Origin of the sequence: Flagellimonas onchidii, from assembly GCF_004804315.1 — a bacterium.
GTDB classification, from domain to species: domain Bacteria; phylum Bacteroidota; class Bacteroidia; order Flavobacteriales; family Flavobacteriaceae; genus Flagellimonas; species Flagellimonas onchidii.
Genome location: NZ_SRXX01000011.1, coordinates 26,512 through 49,155 on the forward strand (window position 1 = coordinate 26,512; position 22,644 = coordinate 49,155).

Below are 22,644 nucleotides of genomic sequence, written 5' to 3' on the forward strand. Positions count from 1 at the left end.
ATTCTATTACTAAATTACTATTAACCACCGTTAGGTAATATTAGCATGAACATCTTCAAACGACATACAAAAGTTAAACACATAAAAAAGTTTGAAAACAATGTTGTACATATCCTTAAAAAGGATTTTCCAAACATTTATGAAGTATCGAAACTTATCGAGTTGGATACCATCTCTACACATTATAGCAACGGAATTCCATCAGGAATAACTTTACTTCATCGGTATGTTAGTAATGTGGCATATGAAACTGCCATGCGGAATCATCGCTCACATTTTTTTATTGATGGCATCACTGTTTGGAACAAGAAAAGCAATGATTTTCAACAAATACGCTTACGCTTTTCAAATAACATTATTCAAGGAATCGATGTTGAAAATCCAACTAAATTTCATAGAAATTTCGATTTAAATAAAGTTGGAAAAGAATCTATAAAAATTGAAGACCTTCCTATTGGGGAAAACCCAGATAAAAAAATAGCGGAAAAAATACTGAAATCTCTAACCAAAGAACAAATTGAGCTTTTGGAATTGGAATACACTTTCGAAATTGAATTTGAAGAAAAATTCTTCTACACAATTTTAGATATGGAAGATGGAAATTATATCGCAACGGATAAAAAAGGAAAAATATATCGATTGAATCACGACCATCAAGAAAGGGTTAAGCTGATTTCAAATAACCCCACTGCCTTTTTTGACATATACAATGGACAGAAAAACGAATTGGAAAATATAATGTACAAATAAAACCCACTTACAAGCCATTTAAATCCGTCATTCGCTGAAAGCCAAAAACTCTGAAAAGGATTATCCCCAACCTATCAAAAGTTCTGCTTCCACTCCAATTTTCTTATAATTCTTTAGCTAAAAGCCCAACTTTAACATAATTCGCTTTCGGTTGTTCACTATACCGAACACGAGTAAAAAAATTCCATCCTATATTCGTTCCAACGAATATTTGTCCTTGAAAAAGCCCCGAAAACTTAAGATCCATGGAAAATTCCGTCGCCGTAGATGGGATCATACCACTGTTCCCGAAATCCGGTTAGAGGGCCGTTGGTTGGAAGAACTCGGTTTTGAGCAGGGCAAAACGGTCAAGGTCATTCAAGAAAATAGGGTTTTGGTGCTTATTCTAGAAGATTAAAGGCATCCCGTCAGTTCGAGTGATTTTGAGGTACGAAAAATCGTATCGAGAACCATATTGAAGTTGAAATTCTTGTTTTCGATACAAATTTTCACTGATCACAATCGTGAAAATTCACTCAAACTGACAAATTTCATCAAGGTGTCACATTTTGTGACACCTAAAACTCAATTGGTGAAAATCTGTGGGATTCGTGTCAAATTGAAAACTGTCTCATACTCCCTTCCTTTTCTTATTTTTGGCACATATTCAAGATTAGTTCATCCAACCAAAAACCTAATCCAAAATGTCTCAAAAAAATGAGCTAAGGGAAGTTGCAAAACTGTTCTTTAAATTAGGGTGCATCGCATTTGGCGGTCCTGCAGCACACGTTGCCATGATGGAGGACGAGGTGGTCAAAAAACGAAAGTGGATGACCCAGGAGCATTTTCTTGACCTGGTGGGGGCCACCAATCTTATCCCAGGCCCGAACTCTACTGAAATGACCATGCATTGTGGGCACGAGCGTGCCGGTTGGAAGGGCCTTTTTGTGGCGGGCATCTGCTTTATCTTTCCCGCAGTTGTTATTACCGCCGTTTTTGCATGGCTCTATGAACAATACGGTCAACTACCAAAAGTTGAACCTTTTATTTATGGCATCAAGCCTGCCGTGATTGCCATTATTGTTATGGCCGCATTTCGATTGGGTAAAAAAGCGGTCAAAACCACCGAGCTTGCCATTTTGGGAAGTATTGCCTTAGGTGCATGTTTGCTAGGAGTAAACGAAATTGCCGCACTCTTTGGCACAGCTTTATTGGGCTTAATACTCTATTTCGCGAAAAAAAGTTCGCGAAATGTCAATAGTTTTGTTCCCTTTTTGTTTTTCTCCATGGATGGAGTTGCAAAATTAGGAACCCTTAAAATATTTCTCACCTTCTTAAAAGTAGGGGCAATTCTTTATGGCAGCGGTTATGTACTGTTTGCTTTTTTAGATGCAGAGTTGGTCGCCAATGGTTGGCTGACCAGACAAGCCCTAATTGATTCTGTCGCGGTCGGACAAATAACTCCCGGACCTGTACTATCAACTGCTACTTTTATCGGTTGGCAAATGAACGGAGCAATGGGAGCACTAGTTGCAACACTTGGAATTTTTCTACCTTCTTTTCTTTTTGTACTGGCATTAAATCCCTTGATTCCCAAAATGCGAAAATCAAAGATCATAGGTTCAGTTTTAGATGCCGTCAATGTAGCTGCGGTAGCACTTATCATAGCCGTTTGCATAGAAATGGGAAAAGACACCTTGATCGATTGGAGAACAACCGTCATTGCCATTGCCAGTTTGATCGTTGTTTTTGTTTTTAAAAAACTGAACAGCGCCTTTATCGTTTTTGGGGGAGCTTTGCTGGGATATTTATTGACTTTTATTTAATTGATTTTTCAATACAGTCTCCCAATATTTTCCTTTCCGTATTTTTGAGATATGTCCAACTTTGATCATATCATTATAGGTGCCGGGGCCGCGGGTCTTTTGTTGGCCGATGCCCTTACCAGTGATGATCATTTTTCATCCAGCTCTATTTTGATCATTGATCAAGACAACAAAACCAAAAACGATCGCACTTGGTGTTTTTGGGAAAAAGAAAATGGAAAGTTCGACTCCTTGCTCCATAAAAGTTGGTCCAATATCCATTTTGCCGGGCAGAAGTGGGATCGTTCCTCCTCTATTGCTCCCTATCAATATAAAATGCTTCGGGGCATTGATTTGTATAATCATTATGTGAACAGAATCAAGGAGCATCCCAACGTGACTTGGGTCAAGGACCGTGTGGTTTTGGTGGAGGAAAATGGAAGCAAAGTCTTGGTCACTGCCCAAAACGGGTTTCACACCGGAAGCATAGCTTTCGACAGTCGCTTCAATCCAGAACCGATACAAAAGCAGCAAAAATATCCCTTGTTGCAACAGCACTTTTTAGGTTGGTTTATAAAAACAGAAAAACCAATTTTTAAACCCGGAGAAGCCACTTTTATGGACTTTTCCATTCCACAAAAAGAAAATACCCGGTTTATGTACGTGCTTCCCTTTTCGGAAACTGAGGCACTTCTGGAATACACTTTATTCTCGGAACATTTCCTTGAAAAATCAGAATACGAAGCGGGAATCCGAGATTATATCGAACAAAAACTAGGGAATACAAACTTTGAAATCATGGAGGTGGAGCAAGGTACCATTCCCATGACCTGCTACAAGTTCCACAAACACAATTCCGATAGAGTCATGCATATTGGTATTGCGGGAGGATGGGCCAAACCCAGCACTGGTTTTACGTTTTACAACACCAGCAAAAAGGTTACTGATTTGGTTGTTCATTTGAAAAAAGGGAAACCCTTGTCCAAATTCCACAAAAGGACAAAGTTTTGGTTTTATGATTTGTTGCTCTTAGACATTTTGTACAAGCATAACCATTTAGGGCATTCCATATTTGAAGCTATGTTCAAAAAAAGAAAGCCGCAATTGATTCTTAAATTCTTGGATGAGGAAACTTCCCTTTGGGAAGATCTTCAAATTATCAGCGCCTGCCCAAAGCTTCCTTTTGTAAAAGCACTTTTTGGTAGAATATTTTAAGGTTGAAGAAATTTACGTCAGTTTGAGTGATTTTTGCAAAAAATCGTATCGAAAACAAGTAAATTTTGACTGAAAAGCTTCTCGATACATCCCGAGCATGCTTCGACTCCGCTCAGCATTCGTTCGGGACACTCGAAGTGACTTCTAAACAGTTCGTCCCATTAGGGATTCCCCAAATTGCCGTAACACTAATTTATTGGATTCTGGCATATTAATGTTCGTCAAAGCATCAAATGCCTTTTGAGTGTAGGCTTCAATCTCAGCTTTGGTCTTTTCCACAGCACCACTTTTCTCAAAAATGGATTTCACTGTGCTTACTTTAGCCTCAGAATCTTCAGGTTTTAGGGAATAGAGATGCATAAGGCCTTCTTTCTGATCTTGGGGCGCGGCTTCCAACGCTTTTAAGTAGAGAAAGGTTTTTTTGTTTTCGATAATGTCACCACCAACTTGTTTTCCAAAGGTTTTAGGGTCACCGAAAGCATCCAAATAGTCATCTTGCAATTGAAAAGCGATGCCCAAATTTTTGCCGAACTCATAAATCGCATTGGTGTTGGCTTCCGAAGCGTTTGCGATTATCGCTCCCATCTTCATGGCAGCTGCGACCAAAACTGCCGTTTTGTATTCAATCATTTTAAGGTATTCGGGAATGGTAACATCATCGCGTGATTCAAAATCCACATCGAATTGTTGTCCTTCGCAAACCTCAATGGCTGTTTTGCTAAAAAGTGAAGTCAATTTCTTAAACACATCGGGAGGATAACTCTCCAAATATTGATAGGAATTAATCAACATAGCATCTCCGGACAAAATTCCGGTATTGATATCCCATTTTTCATGTACGGTGGTTTTTCCCCTCCGTAAAGGCGCATCATCCATAATATCATCATGCACCAAAGAAAAGTTATGGAATACCTCAACCGTCAAAGCCGCATCTAAAGCATCTTCATAGTTTCCTCCAAACAAATCGGTGGTCATTAAAGCAAGCACAGGGCGCAAACGCTTTCCTCCCAAACCCAAAATATAAACCATGGGCTCATATAGATTTTGAGGTTCTTGTAGTTTCACCTTATTTTCTAAGTGGGAAATAAATGCGGATCGGTATATGTCCACGGACTCGGAATTCATCATGCACCAAAAATAAGCGCAATTAATGAATTTAGCGGACAAATATTAATACATCCCTATCACATTCATTTTCAATACTTAAAAACAAAAATTTAGCAAGATTAGAAAAAAGTTTGCCAAAAAAACGCAATAGATTTGAAAACCTTCGTCTTTATAGTTGAAGACAGCAAACAGTCTTTTTTAAACGGTGACCAACAAAGAGAATTATAATAATCTAACGGCCTTTTTTAACGACGAATATCAGTCGCTCAAGGGGTATGTACAATCTAAAGTGCATGATTCCACCGAACGCGATGCCGAGGATATTGTCCAGGACGTAGCCTTACGAATATTCTCTAGGTCGGATGATTTATCTCCCATCACCAACATTGCCGGTTTTGTTTACAACTCGGTAAGAAACAAGATCATTGATGTGATGCGCACCAAAAAAGAAAGTGTCCACGAAAGTGAAGGTTTGGAAACACAATGGGCCGAGTTTGCTGAATTGTTTTATGGGAAGGCAGACAATTCGTATCCGGAAGAATTGATGCACGCCCTGAAAAATGCGATCAAACGTCTGAGGTCTTCGTACCAAGACATCATTATCGCAGTAGACTTTGAAGGTTATTCCTATAGGGAAATTGCAGAACAAACAGGCATATCGCCCGGTACACTAATGTCAAGAAGGCATCGGGCGCTATCCCTGCTATCAGAATATTTAGAAACAGAAAAAAATAAGAGTATAAAAAACTAAAAGATATGGAACCAAGTGATCTATACTATGAAAGAAAAGTGGAGAAAAAAGTGAAGAAATATGTAACCAAAGGGTTCAAGATATTTTTCATGATTGTTATGGGCATCCTCTTTATATTTTTAATGGGGTTTGTGTTTATGTGGTTATGGAACTGGCTCATGCCCGATATTTTTGGATTGACCACCCTTACCTACTGGCAATCTTTTGGCTTGCTATTATTGGCAAAAATCATTTTTGGATTTGGAAGTGATTCATCAGGACCAGGTAGCAAAAAACACAAAAAGCACAAAAAATGGGATCGTTTTTGCGACCCGAAAAATGGGGGTTCCGATTGGACCTACTATGATCAATATTGGAAAGAAGAAGGCAAGGCAGCCTTTGATTCCTATGTACAACGAGTTAAAACTGAAAAAGCAAATGACACCGAAGAAGAGAACTAATGTGCTCCAAAGAATAGAAAACTACGGGCGAAGGGCTTTTTTTTGGAGTTCAAAACCTAAAACAACAGGTCAGTCCAATTCTCCTGCCCCCGTTCGTCAATATAGTGTTGATTAGCAGCGAATAATCACTGAATCACAATCGTTAAATAATTGTAAAACTTTGGAAACTTTTTTTGTTTTTAAAGTTTCCAGAATTATTTTTGCTGGCGATTATGCGAGAAAAGATTTTACATAAGGCGACTGAACTGTTTTTGAACCTAGGTTTCAAGAGTGTGACGATGGATGATTTGGCCAACGAAATGGGAATTTCGAAAAAAACAATCTATTCCCATTTTGAAAACAAGACCAAACTAGTAGAGGAAAGCACTATAGCATTGTTCTGGTTTATTTCAAATGGAATCGACGAAATTATTGCGCTGCAGAAAAACCCTATCGAGGAGCTATATGAAATAAAAAGGTTTGTCATGCTTCATCTAAAAGACGAAAAATCCTCACCCCAATACCAATTGCAGAAATACTATCCAAAAATACATGAAACCTTGAAGAAAAAACAATTTGAGGTAATGCACGAATGTGTTTTTGACAATGTGAAACGGGGAATGGACATGGGCATATATCGTGAAAATTTGAATGTTGAATTTGTGGGGCGGATTTATTTCTCAGGAGTTATCAGCATAAAGGACAATAGCCTTTTTCCGATTCAAATTTTCTCCATGTCGCAACTTATGGATTACTATCTAGAATATCATCTGAGGGGTATTGTAACTCCAAAGGGACGAAAAATATTAAACTCAATCATCAATTCAAATCAAGAATAAATGCGATCAACCATCATTGGCCTGCTTTTGGCACTGCCATTGTACATGCAGGCACAAACTTCAAACAGTTTTAGTTTGGACGAGGCCATAGCCCATGCGCTAGAACATAATTATAGCGCTATTAATGCAAATAGGGACATCGTGGATGCCCAAAAGCAAAAGTGGGAAACCATTGCAACCGGATTACCTCAAATTTCAGGAGCTATCAATTATCAAAATCAGCTGAAGCAGCCTGTAAGCCAGATTCCAGCTGAGTTTTTCCCAGATGGAGAACCTGGAACTTTTGTTGAAGTAGTTTTCGGACAACCACAATCAGCAACGGCAACTGCCACCTTGGAGCAACAGATTTTCGATGGATCCTATATTGTGGGGGTTCAGGCCACCAAAGCATTTTTAAGCTATAGCCAAAACAACAAGGAGAAAACGGACCTTGAAGTTCGAAAAGCAGTTGTGGAAGCCTATGGCAATGTGCTTTTGGCTCAAGAGAGCGTTTTGATTTCAGAAAACAATAAAGCTACCCTTGAGAAGAACCTATATGAGACCAAGCGCATCTTTGAAAATGGACTTGGTGATGAAGAAAGTGTAGATCAGCTTCAAATCACTCTGTCTTCTGTTGAAAATCAACTCAAGAATGCCAAGCGTCTCGAGAAAATAACCCTTCAAATGTTGAATCTTGTATTGGGATTACCCATCGAAAATGCTACGGTTTTGACCGAGGGCTTGGATGACCTCACACAAAAACAGATAAACTTTGGCCTGATTGATTCTCAATTCAATATTGAGAACAACGTGGACTACAAATTGGCCATCAACTTGGAAGAGCAACGCTATTTTGAACATAAATTGGCCAAGAGTAGAGCATTACCCACACTTAATGCCTTTGTCAACTATGGCGGATCTTCATTTAGTGATCGTTTCAACTTTTTAAGCAGTGGCCAAGAATGGTTTGGTTCATCCGTGTTAGGTTTCAATTTAAACGTTCCTATTTTTAGTTCCTTCGGCAGAAGTGCAAGCACACAACGCGCCAAAATTGCCTTGGAAAAGGCCAAAACCCAGCTAACGGAAGCAGAAGAGCAAATCCGATTACAACTGGAAAGCGCCAAAAGCGAGTACATTTTGGCCATTGAGGAATACGGTACTTCCAAACAGAATTTGGAGCTCGCTGAACGTATTGAAAACAAGAATCAGATAAAATATTCTGAAGGTTTAGCGACCAGTTTTGAGCTTAGACAGGCCCAAACCCAATTATATTCCACCCAGCAAGAATATCTACAATCTATGGTGGACGTAATCAACAACAAAACAGAATTGGAAATTATATTAAATCAATAATCTAAATAGAAAAACCTTATCATCATGAAAAACATAACATACATTGTCTTAGCTGCCATGGTTCTCTACGCATGTGGAGGTGGTGATAAAAATACCGTGGAAAGCGCAATTGCAAGCAATGATCTAAATGTTATTCGCGCAAAGCAAGCGGAAATCTCCGAGCAACGAAAGGCCCTAGAAAAAGACCTTCATATTTTGGATTCTGTAATCTCCTCTTTGGATGACAATGCCAAATTGCCCTTGGTAACAACAATAGAAGCCAAAACCCAAAAATTCAATCATTATTTGGAGCTTCAAGGTGACGTAATGACCAAACAAAATGTACTTATCTACCCCGAAATGGCCGGTACACTGAACCGAGTTTATGTCAAAGAGGGGCAGAAAGTTTCAAAAGGACAAATATTGGCATCTATCGATGATGGTGGCTTGTCCAGTCAATTAGCCCAATTAAAAACGCAGGCTGCACTTGCCAAGACTACCTTTGAGCGTCAAAAAAGATTGTGGGATCAGAACATTGGTTCCGAGATTCAATATTTGGAGGCAAAGACTTCCTATGAAGCTCAAGAAAATGCAGTAAAGCAAATGCAGAGCCAAGTGGGCAAATCTGCTATTAGAGCTCCTTTTTCGGGAATTATCGATGACGTAATAAAAGATCAAGGTACAGTGGTTAGTCCAGGCCCAGGGTCGGAAGTTTTCAGAATTGTGAATCTATCCAATATGTACATTGAAGTTGAGGTTCCTGAAAGTCATTTGCCAAATGTAACCCCTGGTAAGGACGTTCATGTTTATTTCCCCGTATTGGGAGATAGCGTAACTACCAAAATAAGGCAAACTGGTAATTTTATCAATCCTAGTAACAGGTCTTTTACCGCTGAAATTCCAGTTCCTAGCGAAGGAGGAAAAGTAAAGCCGAACCTTACTGCCAAAGTGATGATCAATGATTACACCAATGACAAGGCCATCTTAATTCCTCAAAGTATTGTGTCAGAAAATGCAGAAGGAGAGCAATATGTGTATTTAATTGGAGCTGATTCTACCTCCTCCGATGCCATTGCACACAAAGCTATTATCACCACTGGAAAAACCCAAGGTGATTTTGTAGAGGTACTTTCCGGAATTAACAGTGGAGATGGTATAATTGATGAAGGGGCACGTAGTGTAAAGGAAGGACAGAAGGTAAGAATTAAGAATGGTGATCAAGGCCATGGGAAATAGTCAACAGAGCATCTCTGTGGAAAACCATCAACTAACGTCTATCAACTATAGACCTAAGACTTATACAGCATGAGTAAACAAAAGAAACAAGTAGATAAAGAATTCAGATTGTCCTCATGGGCCATCGACAACAAAACAACCATGTATGTTTTGATTGCAGTAATTCTTTTTCTAGGGGCTTCAGCATACTTTAGTATGCCAAGAGAGAACTTCCCCGAAATTAAAGAAACCAAAATCTATATCAGTTCGCTCTATCCCGGAAACACCGCGGAAGATATTGAAAAACTGATAACTGACCCTCTTGAAGATGAACTTAAGACCGTAAGTAATGTGGTTGAGATTACCTCAACCTCGCAAGAAGATTATTCCATGATCATTGTGGAATTTGACGAAAATATTACTGTTGAGGCTGCAAAGCAAAAGGTTAAGGATGAGGTTGACTCCCAAACAGCGGGAGAGGATTGGCCGACATTTAACGGCGCCAAAGTGGAACCGAATGTTTTTGACCTGAGTATGTCTGAAGAAATCCCAATTCTCAATATCAACATCTCAGGAGATTATCCAGTGGATAAACTTAAAGAATATGGTGAGTATTTGGAAGATGAAATTGAGGGATTATCAGAGATAAAGCAGGTGGATATCCGTGGTGCGCAGGAAAAAGAAGTTGAAGTTGCTGTTGACATCTATAAAATGATGGCTGCCCAAGTAAGCTTTGATGATATTATCAATGCCATCAGCAGGGAAAACATGACCACTTCCGCCGGTAACCTTATTACCAGCGGGCAGCGCAGAACTATTAGAATTGTTGGTGAAATTGACAAGCCCAACGATTTGAACAACTTTGTGGTAAAATCAGAAAATGGAGACCCTGTATATCTAAGAGATGTTGCCAAAGTAACTTTTAAGGAAGAGGACAAGACCACTTATGCAAGAGAGTTTGGACATCCGGTAGTAATGTTGGATGTTAAAAAACGTGCTGGTAAAAACATGGTGGCTGCGGCTGAACAGATTCAAGTAATTGTAGAAAATGCAGTTAAAAATGTATTCCCCCAAGACCTTGAAGTCTCCATTGCCAACGACCAATCTTCAAAGACCATTGGTCAAGTGGACGATTTGGTAAACAATATCATCTTCGGGATTATTCTGGTGGTAACCGTTCTTATGTTCTTTTTAGGATTTAAGAACGCACTCTTTGTTGGATTCGCAATCCCCATGTCCATGTTCATGTCGCTCATGATTTTGAGCACCTTGGGGTATACCATGAACACCATGATCTTGTTTGGTCTGATTATGGGATTGGGAATGCTAGTAGATAACGGTATTGTGGTTGTAGAAAATGTGTACCGTCTTATTGACCAAGAAGGAATGTCTCGCTTGGAGGCTGCCAAAAAAGGAATAGGTGAAATTGCATTTCCAATCATTATTTCGACTTTGACGACAGTAGCGGCCTTCGTTCCGCTAGGGTTATGGCCAGGGGTAATGGGACAGTTTATGATATATTTCCCGGTGACCCTATCCGTAGTATTAGGTTCTTCCCTATTTGTGGCCATCTTCTTTAACTCGGTATTGGTTTCACGCTATATGACTACTGAGGACAAGGAAATGCCTATGAAGCAAATAATCCAAATAACATCAATCGTTGCAGGAATTGGATTGTTGATTATCCTTTTTGGAGGAAGCTACAGAGCTTTGGGTACCCTTATGGTCTTTACTGCCATCATGCTTTGGGTTTACAGGCTTTTCTTAAGAGGTTGGGCCAATGGATTCCAAAACAGGGTATTACCAAGATGGGAGAAATTCTATGAAAGAACATTACGTAGGGCATTAACAGGTAGAAAGCCAATTTTTATCGCCATTGGAACATTTGTGTTGCTCATCGTTGCCTTTATGGGCTTTGGAGCTTCAGTTGGCAGTCAGCGAACCAAAGTGGAGTTTTTCCCTGACAACACCCCAAACCAGATTATTGTTTATATCGAATATCCTGAAGGGACAGATATCAAAAAAACCAATGAAATTACCCAAGATATCGAAAAGCGGGTCTATGAAATCGTAAACGAAGACGCGTACTTGCACGGAGACTATAACTTCTTGGTAGAAAGTGCAGTTTCCCAAGTGGGTGAAGGTGCGGGTAACCCACAAACAGATGGAGGTTCCGCGGCAGAGATGCCTCACCGTGGAAAAATTACCTCCACCATGCGAGAATACAAGTTCCGAGAGGGGGCAGATAGTAACGAATTATTGAAAAAAGTTCAGGAAGCATTGAAGGATGTTTACCCTGGTGTTGCCATTTCGGTCGAAAAAGATGCCGTGGGTCCTCCCACTGGATATCCAATAAATATTGAATTGGAAGGTAATGACTATTCCGAGCTTATTACTACAGCCGAAAAAATGCGGAATTATATCAATTCCAAAAATATTCCCGGAATTGACGAGCTTAAAATTGATGTGAACAAATCCAAGCCATCCATGTTGGTTGAAGTAGACCGTAAAAAGGCTGGAGAACTTGGTGTGTCTACAGGACAGGTCGGACAGCAGCTTCGAAATTCCATTTTTGGAGCAAAAGCTGGTATTTATAAGGAAGATGGTGAAGATTACGACATTTATGTTCGCTTTAATGAAGAGAACCGATACAACACCAGTGCTATCTTTAACCAAAAAATCACTTTTAAAGATCAGAACTCTGGACAAACCAAAGAAGTTCCTATATCCGCAGTAGCAAAACAGGTGAATACCTCTGGCTTCAGTGCCATTAAACATAGAGAAACGCAAAGAGTGGTTACCGTTTATTCCGCTTTGGCCCCTGGGTTTACTGATGCCGGAGCCATTGTTAGCAAGGTACAGGAAGAAATGGCTGGATTTACCGACCTTCCTGCGGACATTAAAATTGACTATACTGGTCAGATCGAAGAACAAAATAAGCAAATGGCCTTCCTTATGGGAGCATTTTTTACCGGACTCGGATTGATCTTCTTTATTTTGATTTTCCAGTTTAATTCGATTTCCAAGCCCGGAATCATCATGCTTGCAATTTTCTTGAGTTTGATAGGGGTATTTGGAGGAATAGTAGCCACGGGAAGCGCCTTTGTAATTATGATGACCATGATGGGAATTATTTCACTGGCAGGTATCGTAGTAAACAATGGTGTGGTGCTATTGGATTACACTCAGTTATTGATTGATAGGAAAAAAGTAGAACTCGATTTGGAGGAAGAAGATCTTTTAGATTCCAAGGACTTTATGGAAGCTGTGGTTAAAGGTGGTAAAGCAAGGCTACGTCCAGTTCTGTTGACCGCAATCACTACGATTCTTGGGCTGATTCCACTAGCAACCGGATTCAACATCAACTTTTTTACATTGTTCAGCGAGTTCAACCCTAACATTTACTTTGGAGGAGATAACGTAATTTTCTGGGGGCCTTTAGCTTGGACTGTAATCTACGGATTGTTGGTTGCCACCTTCTTGACCTTGATTGTGGTTCCAATACTATTCAGTTTGGTTTACAGAGTTAAGGTAAGACTCCATAGAAGAAAAGTGAGAAAAGAAGAAAACAACAAGAATGTTTTAGATATTGCAGCGTAGTTGGAAAAGTTGTTTTCAAAAAAAAAGCCCCGGTCAAAACCGGGGCTTTTTTGTAATTGTTTTTTTGTTATCGATTTGTTGACGCAATTTCGGATTGATTCCAATTTTTTACATCAACAATGCGGTTTTCTGAAAAATCCACCTCCCTCAAAATCTCCTTTTCCCAGAAAAACCATTTTCCAGACTTTACGCCATTTATGTACTTGCCCGAAGCTATCTTTTTACCTTCTGTGTTATACATGAACCATTGTCCGTGCAACTTACCGTTTAAAAAATGTCCCGTTTGGGCAATTTGGCCATTTTCGTGAAAATATGTTGCTTTTACCATTTCACCCACCTTTTCCAAAGTAGGCTCAGAGTTCTGGGAATACATACAAACCGAAAATAGCACCGCCATAAAAAATACTGCTTTCTTCATATGCTATAGGTTTTAACTTGTTTAATAATCTTAACGTAATAAAGATAGGAAGTATTTTACATTAAAGACATATTTACATAACATTAAATTTACATTTACATCATATATAACTAATAATCAGATAATTATCCAATGTTAAGTTTTTAAAACGAAGGGTTTCATCGAAAAATATTACATTAAATCTGATTATTTTATAAAATAAATCAATCCCTTTAGCTAACATTCCATATCAGAAAATGTATATATGTAGCAAGAAATTTTGACATTCCTCTTAAATTTGCCCTCCATTAAGAGATATCATGTATAGAGACAATACTTGCGGCGCCCTAAGGGCATCTGACATCAATTCAGCAGTAACCCTAAGTGGATGGGTACATAAAGTAAGGGATAAAGGTTTTGTGGTCTGGGTAGACCTTAGAGATCGCTATGGCCTTACGCAATTGGTTTTTGATCAAGACCGTACATCATCCGAATTATTGGACAAAGCCAAAGTATTGGGAAGGGAGTCCGTAATAAGGATAAAAGGAGAAATCATTGAAAGAGCCTCCAAAAATCCCAACATCCCTACAGGAGATATTGAGGTACTTGTAAAAGAACTTGAAATCCTGAACGATTCGCTTCTTCCTCCATTCACCATTGAAGACGATACTGATGGTGGTGAAGACATCCGCATGAAATACCGATATCTGGATATCCGAAGAAACCCTGTCAAAGACAACCTTATCTTTAGGCATAAGGTGACCATGGAGGTAAGGAAACACCTTTCCGACAAGGGATTTATCGAAGTTGAAACTCCATATCTTATTAAGTCCACACCCGAAGGTGCGAGGGATTTTGTAGTGCCTAGTCGCATGAACGAAGGTCAATTTTATGCATTGCCTCAGTCACCACAAACCTTTAAGCAATTGCTGATGGTCGGGGGAATGGATAAGTATTTCCAGATTGTGAAATGTTTCAGGGATGAAGATCTTCGTGCCGATAGGCAGCCAGAATTTACCCAGATTGATTGCGAAATGGCCTTTGTTGAGCAAGAAGATATTTTGAATGCGTTTGAAGGCTTGACCAAGCATCTTTTAAAGGAAATTAAAGGAATAGATGTAGAAGATTTTCCAAGAATAACCTATGATGAAGCCATGAAGCGATTTGGCAACGACAAACCCGATGTCCGTTTTGGTATGGAATTCGGTGAATTGAATGCTGTTGCCCAACACAAAGATTTTAATGTCTTCAACTCAGCAGAATTGGTGGTCGGAATCGCTGTTCCCGGTGGAGCTTCGTACACCCGAAAAGAAATTGACAAACTCATTGATTGGGTAAAACGCCCTCAAGTTGGAGCCAAAGGCATGGTCTATGTAAAATGCAATGAAGATGGCACCTATAAATCGTCTGTGGATAAATTCTATGACCAAGAAGATTTGGCCAAATGGGCAGAAGCAACCAATGCCAAAGCAGGCGACTTAATATGTGTGCTTTCTGGAACCATCAATGAGACCAGAGCGCAGCTAAGTGCTCTTCGCATGGAGTTAGCTGAGCGTTTGGGCCTTAGAAAACCAGATGAATTTGCTCCACTTTGGGTCATTGATTTTCCATTATTGGAATTGGATGAAGAAACTGGTACTTATCATGCCATGCACCATCCATTCACCTCTCCTAAACCAGGTCAGTTGGAGTTATTGGAAACGGAACCAGGTAAAGTGAAAGCCAATGCGTATGATTTGGTATTGAACGGAAACGAAATAGGTGGTGGTTCCATCAGAATCCATGATAAAGAAATTCAGGCCACTATGTTCAAACATTTAGGGTTCACTCCTGAAGAAGCCAAAGCCCAATTCGGCTTTCTAATGGATGCGTTCCAATATGGAGCGCCTCCTCATGGTGGAATCGCTTTTGGTTTAGATAGACTAGTTGCCATTTTAGGTGGCCAAGAAACCATTCGAGATTTTATCGCCTTCCCGAAAAACAATAGCGGAAGAGATGTGATGATTGATGCTCCTGCTACAATTGATGAAGAACAATTGAAGGAACTGCATCTTAAATTGGATATCTAAGTAAACTAACATCCCGCCTTTGAGCGGGATTTTTTAATACTTTTAAGTATCTCATAGTTCTTCATGTCCAACAAAAAGAAAAACTGGCTCACCCGTTTCCTAAAATGGCGATATAAAAATATCTCCAATCGCACTTTTGTGCACATCATGAGTATAGTGGTTGGGTTTTTGGCCGGATTGGTATCCGTCACTTTAAAAAATGTTACCTACTTTATTCAATCCGCACTGGAAGAGGGAATTGTATTTTCTCAAAACCAATTATATTTTGTTTTGCCGATTATTGGCTTAACCTTGGTCTATCTATATGTAAAATATGTGCATAAAAAGCCTATTCAACATGCCGTGTCTTCCATAATCTTTGCTTTATCCAAAAAAGGAGGCATACTAAAGGTTAAAAACATTTATACTCCCTTGATTGCAGCTCCCTTAACCGTTGGTTTTGGAGGTTCTGTTGGATTGCTGGGGCCAGCCGTTAAATCAGGTTCCGCATTGAGTTCCAATTTGAGTAGATTGTTTCATATAGATGCCAAAACAAGGTCGCTTTTGGTGGCCTGCGCATCCGCGGGCGCCATTTCATCCATTTTTCAGTCCCCTATTGCCGCTATCATTTTTGCGGTGGAAGTATTCACTTTGGATCTTACCATGTTGTCCATGCTACCACTTTTATTAGCTTCTATTTCAGGGGTGCTTACCTCCTACTTTTTTCTAGGGAACGAAGTACTCTTTAGTTTTTCGTTATCCGAAGGGTTTCAACTTAATGACACCTTATTTTATGTACTGTTGGGGGTAGGCACTGCATTTGCTTCTATCTATTTCACGAAAATGTACTTTGGTATTTTGGAATTCTTCAAACGGTTTAAAAGTCCGAAATATAAATTGCTGGTCGGCGGGATTGCTATAGGAATCATGTTGTATGCTATTCCTCCACTATATGGTGAAGGTTTTGGTTTTATCAACAATCTACTGGATGGAAATCATCTAAAAGCACTTGGCACAACACCTTTTGACGCCTATATCGATAACATTTGGATGGTCATTGCACTTCTGTTTGGCATCACCATTTTTAAGGCAATTGCAATGACAGCTACATTTGCTGCAGGCGGTGCAGGTGGAATCTTCATTCCCACAATGGTCATGGGAAGCGCTTTGGGCAATGTTGTAGCCAAGGTCATCAACAATATTGGTCTTGGATTTTCAGTTTCCGAAAGTAACTTCACTTTAATTGGAATGGCAGGATTGATTGCAGGAGTAATCCATGCCCCTTTAACGGCAATCTTCTTGATTGCAGAAATCACTGGAGGCTACCAACTTTTTGTTCCTTTGATGATTACGGCTTCCATTTCGTTTCTCATCACCAAAAATGCCTTGGACTATACTATATATACCAAGGAGCTAGCAAAAATAGGGGCATTGCTAACCCACAACAAAGATCAGATGGTTTTGGGCCTTATGGAAATGGACAACGTTATTGAAACCAACTTTAGGTCAGTGCATCCTGAGATGTCGCTGGGCCAAATGCTGCATGAATCTGTTTCTAAATCCAAGCGAAATATCTTTCCTGTACTTAACGAGGAAGAAAAATTGATGGGTATTATTGTTTTGGATGATATTCGAGAATTTATGTTCGATAGGTCGCTTTATGAATCAACCTTTGTCAAAAATCTTATGCACGCCCCTCCCGAGCATATTTTTTATGATTCGGACAATATGAAAGCTGTAATGCAAAAGTTTCAGGATAGCGGAGCTTGGAATCTTCCAGTAATCAAAGATGGTAAATATGTGGGCTTTATTTCCAAGTCCAAACTATTGACCGCTTACCGGAGAAAACTCATAAATTATACCCGATGAAGTTCAAAATGAAATACCTGATTGTCCTTATTGTCTTGTTTTCTTTTGGATCCATTATTTATGGTTTTAGCATTAAAGAAGAGCAAACAGCTACGGCCAATAAGTTTATTGGGGCGGGGACAGCAGCGCTTTTTTTGATTGCAATGCCGCTTTTTTTGTTCAAGGAAAGCAAGGGAAAGGATATGAAAGATTATATGTTGACCAAGGAAAACATCAGAAAAATGCAGTCTCAGGAAGAAAAAAAATCTGAAAATCAATAATTTTTCAAAGATTTCACGCACATTTTACCTCTAGCCATTTTAAATAGTATATTTTCGTGTTTTAACAATTATTTTTTTTAATGACTGGAACAGTAAAATTTTTTAATGAATCTAAAGGTTATGGATTCATTACCAACGACGACACCGGAAAAGACATCTTTGTTCATGTTACTGCATTGAACGGAGTATCATTGAACGAAGGCGACAAAGTAGAATACCAAGAAGAAGAAGGAAGAAAAGGAGTGGTTGCTGCACAAGTGCAAGTAATCTAACAACAATATTTTATTTTGATTTGTTTGAATCCCGGCCCGTAGGTCGGGATTTTTATTTAATTTAAATTCCTTCTTTGGATAAAAAAACGTTTCAACATTTCCGAAGCTTCATTTTCCAAAATTCCACCGACAATTTCCGTTTTTGGATGCAGATTCCCACCCATAACCTTGTAACCGCGCTCCAAATCGGGAGCTCCATAAACAACTTTTGAAATCTGGCTCCAGTATAAAGCCCCTGCACACATTTGACAGGGCTCCAAAGTAACATATAGGGTGCATCCATGAAGATACTTTCCTCCCAAAAAGTTCGAAGCCGCGGTAATGGCCTGCATTTCAGCATGCGCAGTCACATCATGCAAACGTTCCGTCAGATTATGTGCTCTTCCAATAATTCTATTGTTCACGGTTACCACAGCTCCTACGGGCACCTCACCCCTTTCGAAAGCAATCTCAGCCTCTTGCAAAGCTTTCTTCATAAAATATGTGTCGTCGAATGGATTCTCCACCATTTCCTGTCCAATTTTAAGATAACTAAACTACACATAACAATTTACCAATAATAGGTATTTTTGTTTTTAATTTCTTGGAAAAGCTTTTATCACATATCAACTCTCCAGCGGACCTAAAAAAACTGCCATTGGACAATCTTTCTCAACTTGCCCAAGAACTGAGGGGGTTTATTATAGATGTTGTCTCTACAAAAGAGGGACACCTTGGTGCCAGTTTAGGAGTTGTTGAGCTAACCATTGCAATACATTACGTTTTTAATGCCCCAAATGACAAATTGATTTGGGATGTGGGCCATCAGGCATATGGCCATAAAATACTAACAGGTCGAAAAGATATCTTTGATTCCAACAGGCAAATAGGAGGCATCAGTGGATTCCCAAAAAGAAGTGAGAGTGAGTATGATGATTTTGGAACCGGACATAGCTCAACAGCCATTTCCGCAGCTTTGGGCATGGCACTGGCATCAAAACTGCAGGGAGATATGTCCAAACATCACATAGCAGTAGTAGGAGATGCCTCCATTGCAAGCGGAATGGCATTTGAAGGATTGAACCATCTAGGTGTTACCGATGTCAACACACTTATTATTTTAAACGATAATGCCATTGGTATTGACCCAAGTGTAGGAGCACTAAAAAAATACTTGACCAACGTAAAGAAGGGAACGGCAAAAGACGAAAACATCTTTGAGTGTCTAAATCTAGATTACACAGGACCCGTTGATGGGCATGATATGGAAGTGTTGATTAAAGAACTGAATCGTCTTAAGACGGTCAAAGGTCCTAAATTGCTCCACATTATTACAACTAAAGGAAAGGGGCTTAAAAAAGCGGAAGAAAACCAAGTCGTCTATCATGCTCCTGGAAAATTTGATAAGGATACTGGTGAACGACTAAAAAAATCTAAAGAACATCTTCCTCCCAAATACCAAGATGTTTTTGGACATACATTGGTCGACCTTGCAAAGAAGAATGAAAAAATTGTAGGTATCACACCCGCAATGCCTACAGGAAGTTCCCTTAAATTCATGATGGATGAAATTCCTGAAAGGGCGTTTGACGTTGGTATCGCGGAGCAACATGCCGTTACCTTAGCCGCAGGAATGGCAACCCAAGGACTTGTTCCTTTTTGTAATATTTATTCCACATTTTTGCAACGCGCCTATGATCAAGTAATACATGATGTAGCACTTCAGAATCTACCGGTTATTTTTTGCTTGGACAGAGCCGGACTTGTTGGACAGGATGGTGCAACGCATCATGGTGTATTTGATTTGGCTTATTTGCGATGTATCCCAAACTTGATCATTTTTGCACCCATGAACGAAATGGAGCTTCGCAACATTATGTATACCGCGCAGTTAGGCCTAAATGGCCCTATTGCCATTCGTTACCCAAGAGGGCGTGGTTTACACTTGGGTTGGAAGAATCATTATGAGACCATAAAGATTGGTTCAGCGAATTGCATAAAAGAAGGAATCTCAATCGCTATCCTTTCCATAGGACATATCGGTAATATGGTTTTTAAAATACTTGATGAAATAGACCATAAAGACACTATCGGGCATTACAATATGCGGTTTGTAAAACCATTGGATATGAAAATGCTTCATAAAATCTTCAAAAAGTACAATCATATCATTACTCTTGAAGATGGATGCAAAACTGGCGGCTTTGGTTCAGCAATTTTAGAATTTGCCAATCGTGAAGGTTACCATAAAACCGTTAAGGTTTTTGGAGTTCCTGACAAATTTGTTGAACACGGAACAATTCCTGAAACCCAAGCGATGGCTGGTATAGATTTTGATGCAATACATTCTTATATAAAGTCAACCCTCAACCAATGCGACCAATAATTTGTTTTTTGTTTTTTTTCCTGTGCTCTTTTCTATCATCGTACGCTCAAGTAAACCCTTTAAGCGTTTTTGAACGAGACCCAGATACCACTGCTTCAGCCTTTGAAGTTATCCGAATAAAGGATATTAAACTTAAGTATGTACCACGTGGCGCAAAATTAACAAGTCCAGTGACAGTACTTAATCGGATTAAACCCATTTTAAAAAAATACAAGCGATTTGTGCCGCACTCTTTTTGGGACAAAACCAATCAATTTGCACTCAATATTAATGAGGTTGCCTTTGTCAACTGGAATGCAGGTGGCGACAATTCTGTTTCCGCCCTTGCCAACATGAAATTCAACCGGAATTACAAATTCCGCTACCTCAACTGGAACAATGAGCTCCGTTTGCGCTATGGGCTAAATGCCCAAGAGGGAAGGCAGCTTAGAAAAACAGATGATCAAATCAGGTTTGCCTCTACCTTCGGTTTTAGAAAAGATACCATTACCAATTGGTACTATTCGGTGAAAGCCAACTTTAACACCCAATTTTCAAACGGTTACAAATATCCAAACAGAACCACCCCCATTTCTCGTTTTATGGCACCTGGTTATTTATTCCTGGGAGCAGGTACAAGTTATATTCCTGATGGAAAAAAATTCAACCTATACATTTCTCCTGTCACTCAAAAAGCCACATTTGTTTTGGACGAAGATTTATCTGAGCAAGGGGTTTTTGGGGTTGAAAAGGGCGAGCATACTTTTATGGAGTTTGGTTTTTTGGTGACCAATTCTTGGGAAAAAGAAGTGCTTAAAAATGTGCTGATGAATCATCGCATCAGCCTATATTCAGACTATTTGCAAAGTTTTGGAAACATAGACGTGGACTGGGAATTAAATTTCCTTCTTAAGGTCAACAAAAACATTAACGCCAATATAGGTTCCCATGTCATTTTTGATGACGATATCAAGTTTGATGAAGTGGCGGATGCCGATGGTAACATTGTAGACCCAGGTATTCCAAAAATCCAATTTAAACAATTACTGGGTGTAGGGCTCAACTATGCCTTTTAAAATTGTTTGCCCATCAATTTATTGTGGATATGGACTGCCGCACTATCTGACAAGCTGGCTACAAAACAACACGTGTCCAATAAAATTTTATAGATGGTTTTATCTGGATTGTTGTAATTATCCGGCAGGCTCTTTAACAGCAGTCTATCATAATTGGTATCGGTACCTTGCTTAACATTAATCAATGAAGTGGTATACAAATCGAGAATATCCGAGATAATTTTATATCCCGCCAATTCCTTGTCTATGACTTCAGTGGATTGGTAGACTTTTTCAACACTTAATTTTATAATATCATCAATCTGGGCTTGGTATTTGCCGCAATCCAAAAGGGCAGCATCAAAATCACCACTTAGAATTTTAGTTTCGTTGGTCACAAACACATCAACAGCATCCCTGATTAGGGTGCTAATAGCCAATGCTCTTAAATAACTCAATCGATCACTTGAAGTGGTCATGGCATTGTATTTTTTCGTGTTGATATTGTCTTTGACTAAGTTGATAAGGTACTCTAGTGCGTATTCTTCCGGAATGAGTCCCAAGTTGATGCCGTCTTCAAAATCGATAATGGTGTAGCAAATGTCATCCGCAGCTTCGACCAGATAAGTCAGCGGATGTCTAAAAAACCCAGTCCCTGGATTGTTTGGATTGGGAATCAATTCCAGTTCCTTGACCACATCCATAAAAAAATCTTCCTCGGACTGAAAAAAACCAAACTTTTTATCCGCTATATGCTTAGAGGGCCTTTTGGGCAATGATGCCTTGGGATACTTCATAAAAGCGCCCAAGGTGGCATAACTTAAACGCAATCCTCCTGGCACTCCTTCCCTAGACTCTGTGAGCAACTTGAACCCATTGGCGTTGCCCTCAAAGTTCACTAAATCCTGAAACTCAATATCGGAAAGCAAACCTTTATATTTTTGGCCGTTGCCCTGTTCAAAATAATTGCCAATAGCCTTTTCGCCACTGTGCCCAAAGGGTGGATTGCCAATATCATGAGCCAATGCCGCCGCCGCAACAATAGCACCGAAATCATTGAATCTGTAACCATGAACCTCTTTTAAAGCAGGATACTTTTCCAAAATTTGCTTTCCCGAAATGCGCCCCAAACTCCTTCCAACCACAGAAACCTCAAGGCTATGGGTGAGGCGGGTATGTACAAAATCTTTTTTTGAACCTACACTTATGGGAAGCGGAATTACTTGGGTCTTATCTTGAAGACTCCTAAAGGCCGAAGAAAAAATGATACGATCATAGTCCACCTCAAAACCCAAACGGGTTTCTTCTTGTTCTATTCGAAGTCTTTTATGCGTATCGCCTTGGCGTTTAAGAGATAATAGGGTTTCCCAGTTCATACAGATTGGAATAAAGGTGCAATATACTGTTT

General features: G+C 39.5%; 20 protein-coding genes. 16 read left to right on the forward strand and 4 right to left on the reverse strand.

What is annotated here, in order from left to right:
- Positions 1 to 45 precede the first annotated feature (45 nt).
- From E4661_RS12390 to E4661_RS12405, 4 genes are all read left to right on the forward strand, one after another.
- Entirely contained in the window at positions 46 to 750 is a 705-nt protein-coding gene (locus tag E4661_RS12390) for a hypothetical protein (protein WP_136467767.1), read from the forward strand.
- A gap of 217 nt (positions 751 to 967) precedes the next feature.
- Positions 968 to 1,147, forward strand: a complete 180-nt coding sequence (locus E4661_RS12395) for a SymE family type I addiction module toxin (protein WP_136467889.1) — start codon at positions 968 to 970, stop codon at positions 1,145 to 1,147.
- Positions 1,148 to 1,433: 286 nt separating this feature from the next.
- Positions 1,434 to 2,555, forward strand: coding sequence for a chromate efflux transporter (chrA, locus tag E4661_RS12400; RefSeq protein WP_136467768.1), 1,122 nt, complete (start codon positions 1,434 to 1,436; stop codon positions 2,553 to 2,555).
- Positions 2,556 to 2,606: 51 nt separating this feature from the next.
- Positions 2,607 to 3,749, forward strand: coding sequence for a lycopene cyclase family protein (locus tag E4661_RS12405; RefSeq protein WP_136467769.1), 1,143 nt, complete (start codon positions 2,607 to 2,609; stop codon positions 3,747 to 3,749).
- A 144-nt stretch (positions 3,750 to 3,893) separates the two neighbouring features.
- Here the strand turns inward: E4661_RS12405 and E4661_RS12410 are convergent, their stop codons facing one another.
- Entirely contained in the window at positions 3,894 to 4,877 is a 984-nt protein-coding gene (locus E4661_RS12410) for a polyprenyl synthetase family protein (RefSeq protein ID WP_136467770.1), read from the reverse strand.
- Positions 4,878 to 5,061: 184 nt separating this feature from the next.
- On the opposite strand from E4661_RS12410, the gene E4661_RS12415 reads away from it, so the two are divergent.
- From E4661_RS12415 to E4661_RS12440, 6 genes are all read left to right on the forward strand, one after another.
- Positions 5,062 to 5,607, forward strand: coding sequence for an RNA polymerase sigma factor (locus E4661_RS12415; RefSeq protein WP_136467771.1), 546 nt, complete (start codon positions 5,062 to 5,064; stop codon positions 5,605 to 5,607).
- 5 nt (positions 5,608 to 5,612) lie between these two features.
- On the forward strand, positions 5,613 to 6,047 hold the full coding sequence (locus E4661_RS12420; protein WP_136467772.1) for a hypothetical protein: 435 nt from the start codon (positions 5,613 to 5,615) through the stop codon (positions 6,045 to 6,047).
- A 212-nt stretch (positions 6,048 to 6,259) separates the two neighbouring features.
- Positions 6,260 to 6,865: a TetR/AcrR family transcriptional regulator gene (locus tag E4661_RS12425; RefSeq protein WP_136467773.1), complete on the forward strand. Its 606-nt coding sequence runs from the start codon at positions 6,260 to 6,262 to the stop codon at positions 6,863 to 6,865.
- Positions 6,866 to 8,197, forward strand: a complete 1,332-nt coding sequence (locus tag E4661_RS12430; protein ID WP_136467774.1) for a TolC family protein — start codon at positions 6,866 to 6,868, stop codon at positions 8,195 to 8,197.
- A gap of 24 nt (positions 8,198 to 8,221) precedes the next feature.
- Positions 8,222 to 9,412: an efflux RND transporter periplasmic adaptor subunit gene (locus tag E4661_RS12435; RefSeq protein WP_136467775.1), complete on the forward strand. Its 1,191-nt coding sequence runs from the start codon at positions 8,222 to 8,224 to the stop codon at positions 9,410 to 9,412.
- A 69-nt stretch (positions 9,413 to 9,481) separates the two neighbouring features.
- Positions 9,482 to 12,991 carry an efflux RND transporter permease subunit gene (locus E4661_RS12440; protein WP_136467776.1) on the forward strand — a complete coding sequence of 1,170 codons (3,510 nt, stop codon included), beginning with the start codon at positions 9,482 to 9,484 and terminating at the stop codon, positions 12,989 to 12,991.
- A gap of 67 nt (positions 12,992 to 13,058) precedes the next feature.
- On the opposite strand, the gene E4661_RS12445 is transcribed toward E4661_RS12440, so the two are convergent.
- The gene (locus E4661_RS12445) at positions 13,059 to 13,409 is read right to left on the reverse strand and encodes a toxin-antitoxin system YwqK family antitoxin (protein ID WP_136467777.1); all 351 of its coding nucleotides are present in this window, start codon (positions 13,407 to 13,409) and stop codon (positions 13,059 to 13,061) included.
- A 299-nt stretch (positions 13,410 to 13,708) separates the two neighbouring features.
- On the opposite strand from E4661_RS12445, the gene aspS reads away from it, so the two are divergent.
- The 4 genes from aspS to E4661_RS12465 all read left to right on the forward strand — a co-directional run bounded on the left by aspS (position 13,709) and on the right by E4661_RS12465 (position 17,837).
- Positions 13,709 to 15,457 carry an aspartate--tRNA ligase gene (gene aspS / locus E4661_RS12450; protein WP_136467778.1) on the forward strand — a complete coding sequence of 583 codons (1,749 nt, stop codon included), beginning with the start codon at positions 13,709 to 13,711 and terminating at the stop codon, positions 15,455 to 15,457.
- Positions 15,458 to 15,520: 63 nt separating this feature from the next.
- Complete coding sequence (locus E4661_RS12455) at positions 15,521 to 17,305, forward strand: chloride channel protein (protein ID WP_136467779.1); 1,785 nt, start codon at positions 15,521 to 15,523, stop codon at positions 17,303 to 17,305.
- The gene (locus E4661_RS12460) at positions 17,302 to 17,565 is read left to right on the forward strand and encodes a hypothetical protein (RefSeq protein ID WP_168796370.1); all 264 of its coding nucleotides are present in this window, start codon (positions 17,302 to 17,304) and stop codon (positions 17,563 to 17,565) included. Before E4661_RS12455 ends, E4661_RS12460 begins: the two co-directional genes overlap by 4 nt.
- 80 nt (positions 17,566 to 17,645) lie before the next feature.
- Positions 17,646 to 17,837 (forward strand): cold-shock protein, encoded by a 192-nt coding sequence (locus E4661_RS12465; RefSeq protein ID WP_136467780.1) that lies wholly within the window; start codon positions 17,646 to 17,648, stop codon positions 17,835 to 17,837.
- Positions 17,838 to 17,893: 56 nt separating this feature from the next.
- Here E4661_RS12465 and E4661_RS12470 read toward each other — a convergent pair whose 3' ends face one another.
- Complete coding sequence (locus tag E4661_RS12470) at positions 17,894 to 18,346, reverse strand: nucleoside deaminase (protein WP_417936400.1); 453 nt, start codon at positions 18,344 to 18,346, stop codon at positions 17,894 to 17,896.
- 74 nt (positions 18,347 to 18,420) lie between these two features.
- Here E4661_RS12470 and dxs point away from each other — a divergent pair, with 74 nt between their 5' ends.
- Positions 18,421 to 20,202 carry a 1-deoxy-D-xylulose-5-phosphate synthase gene (dxs, locus tag E4661_RS12475; protein ID WP_136467781.1) on the forward strand — a complete coding sequence of 594 codons (1,782 nt, stop codon included), beginning with the start codon at positions 18,421 to 18,423 and terminating at the stop codon, positions 20,200 to 20,202.
- On the forward strand, positions 20,190 to 21,257 hold the full coding sequence (locus E4661_RS12480) for a DUF3078 domain-containing protein (protein WP_136467782.1): 1,068 nt from the start codon (positions 20,190 to 20,192) through the stop codon (positions 21,255 to 21,257). The genes dxs and E4661_RS12480 overlap by 13 nt, the downstream gene beginning before the upstream one ends.
- Here the strand turns inward: E4661_RS12480 and dgt are convergent.
- A complete protein-coding gene (gene dgt / locus E4661_RS12485; protein WP_136467783.1) occupies positions 21,254 to 22,612 on the reverse strand; it encodes a dGTP triphosphohydrolase in 1,359 nt (452 codons plus the stop codon). The genes E4661_RS12480 and dgt overlap by 4 nt on opposite strands.
- Between the last annotated feature and the right edge of the window lie 32 nt (positions 22,613 to 22,644).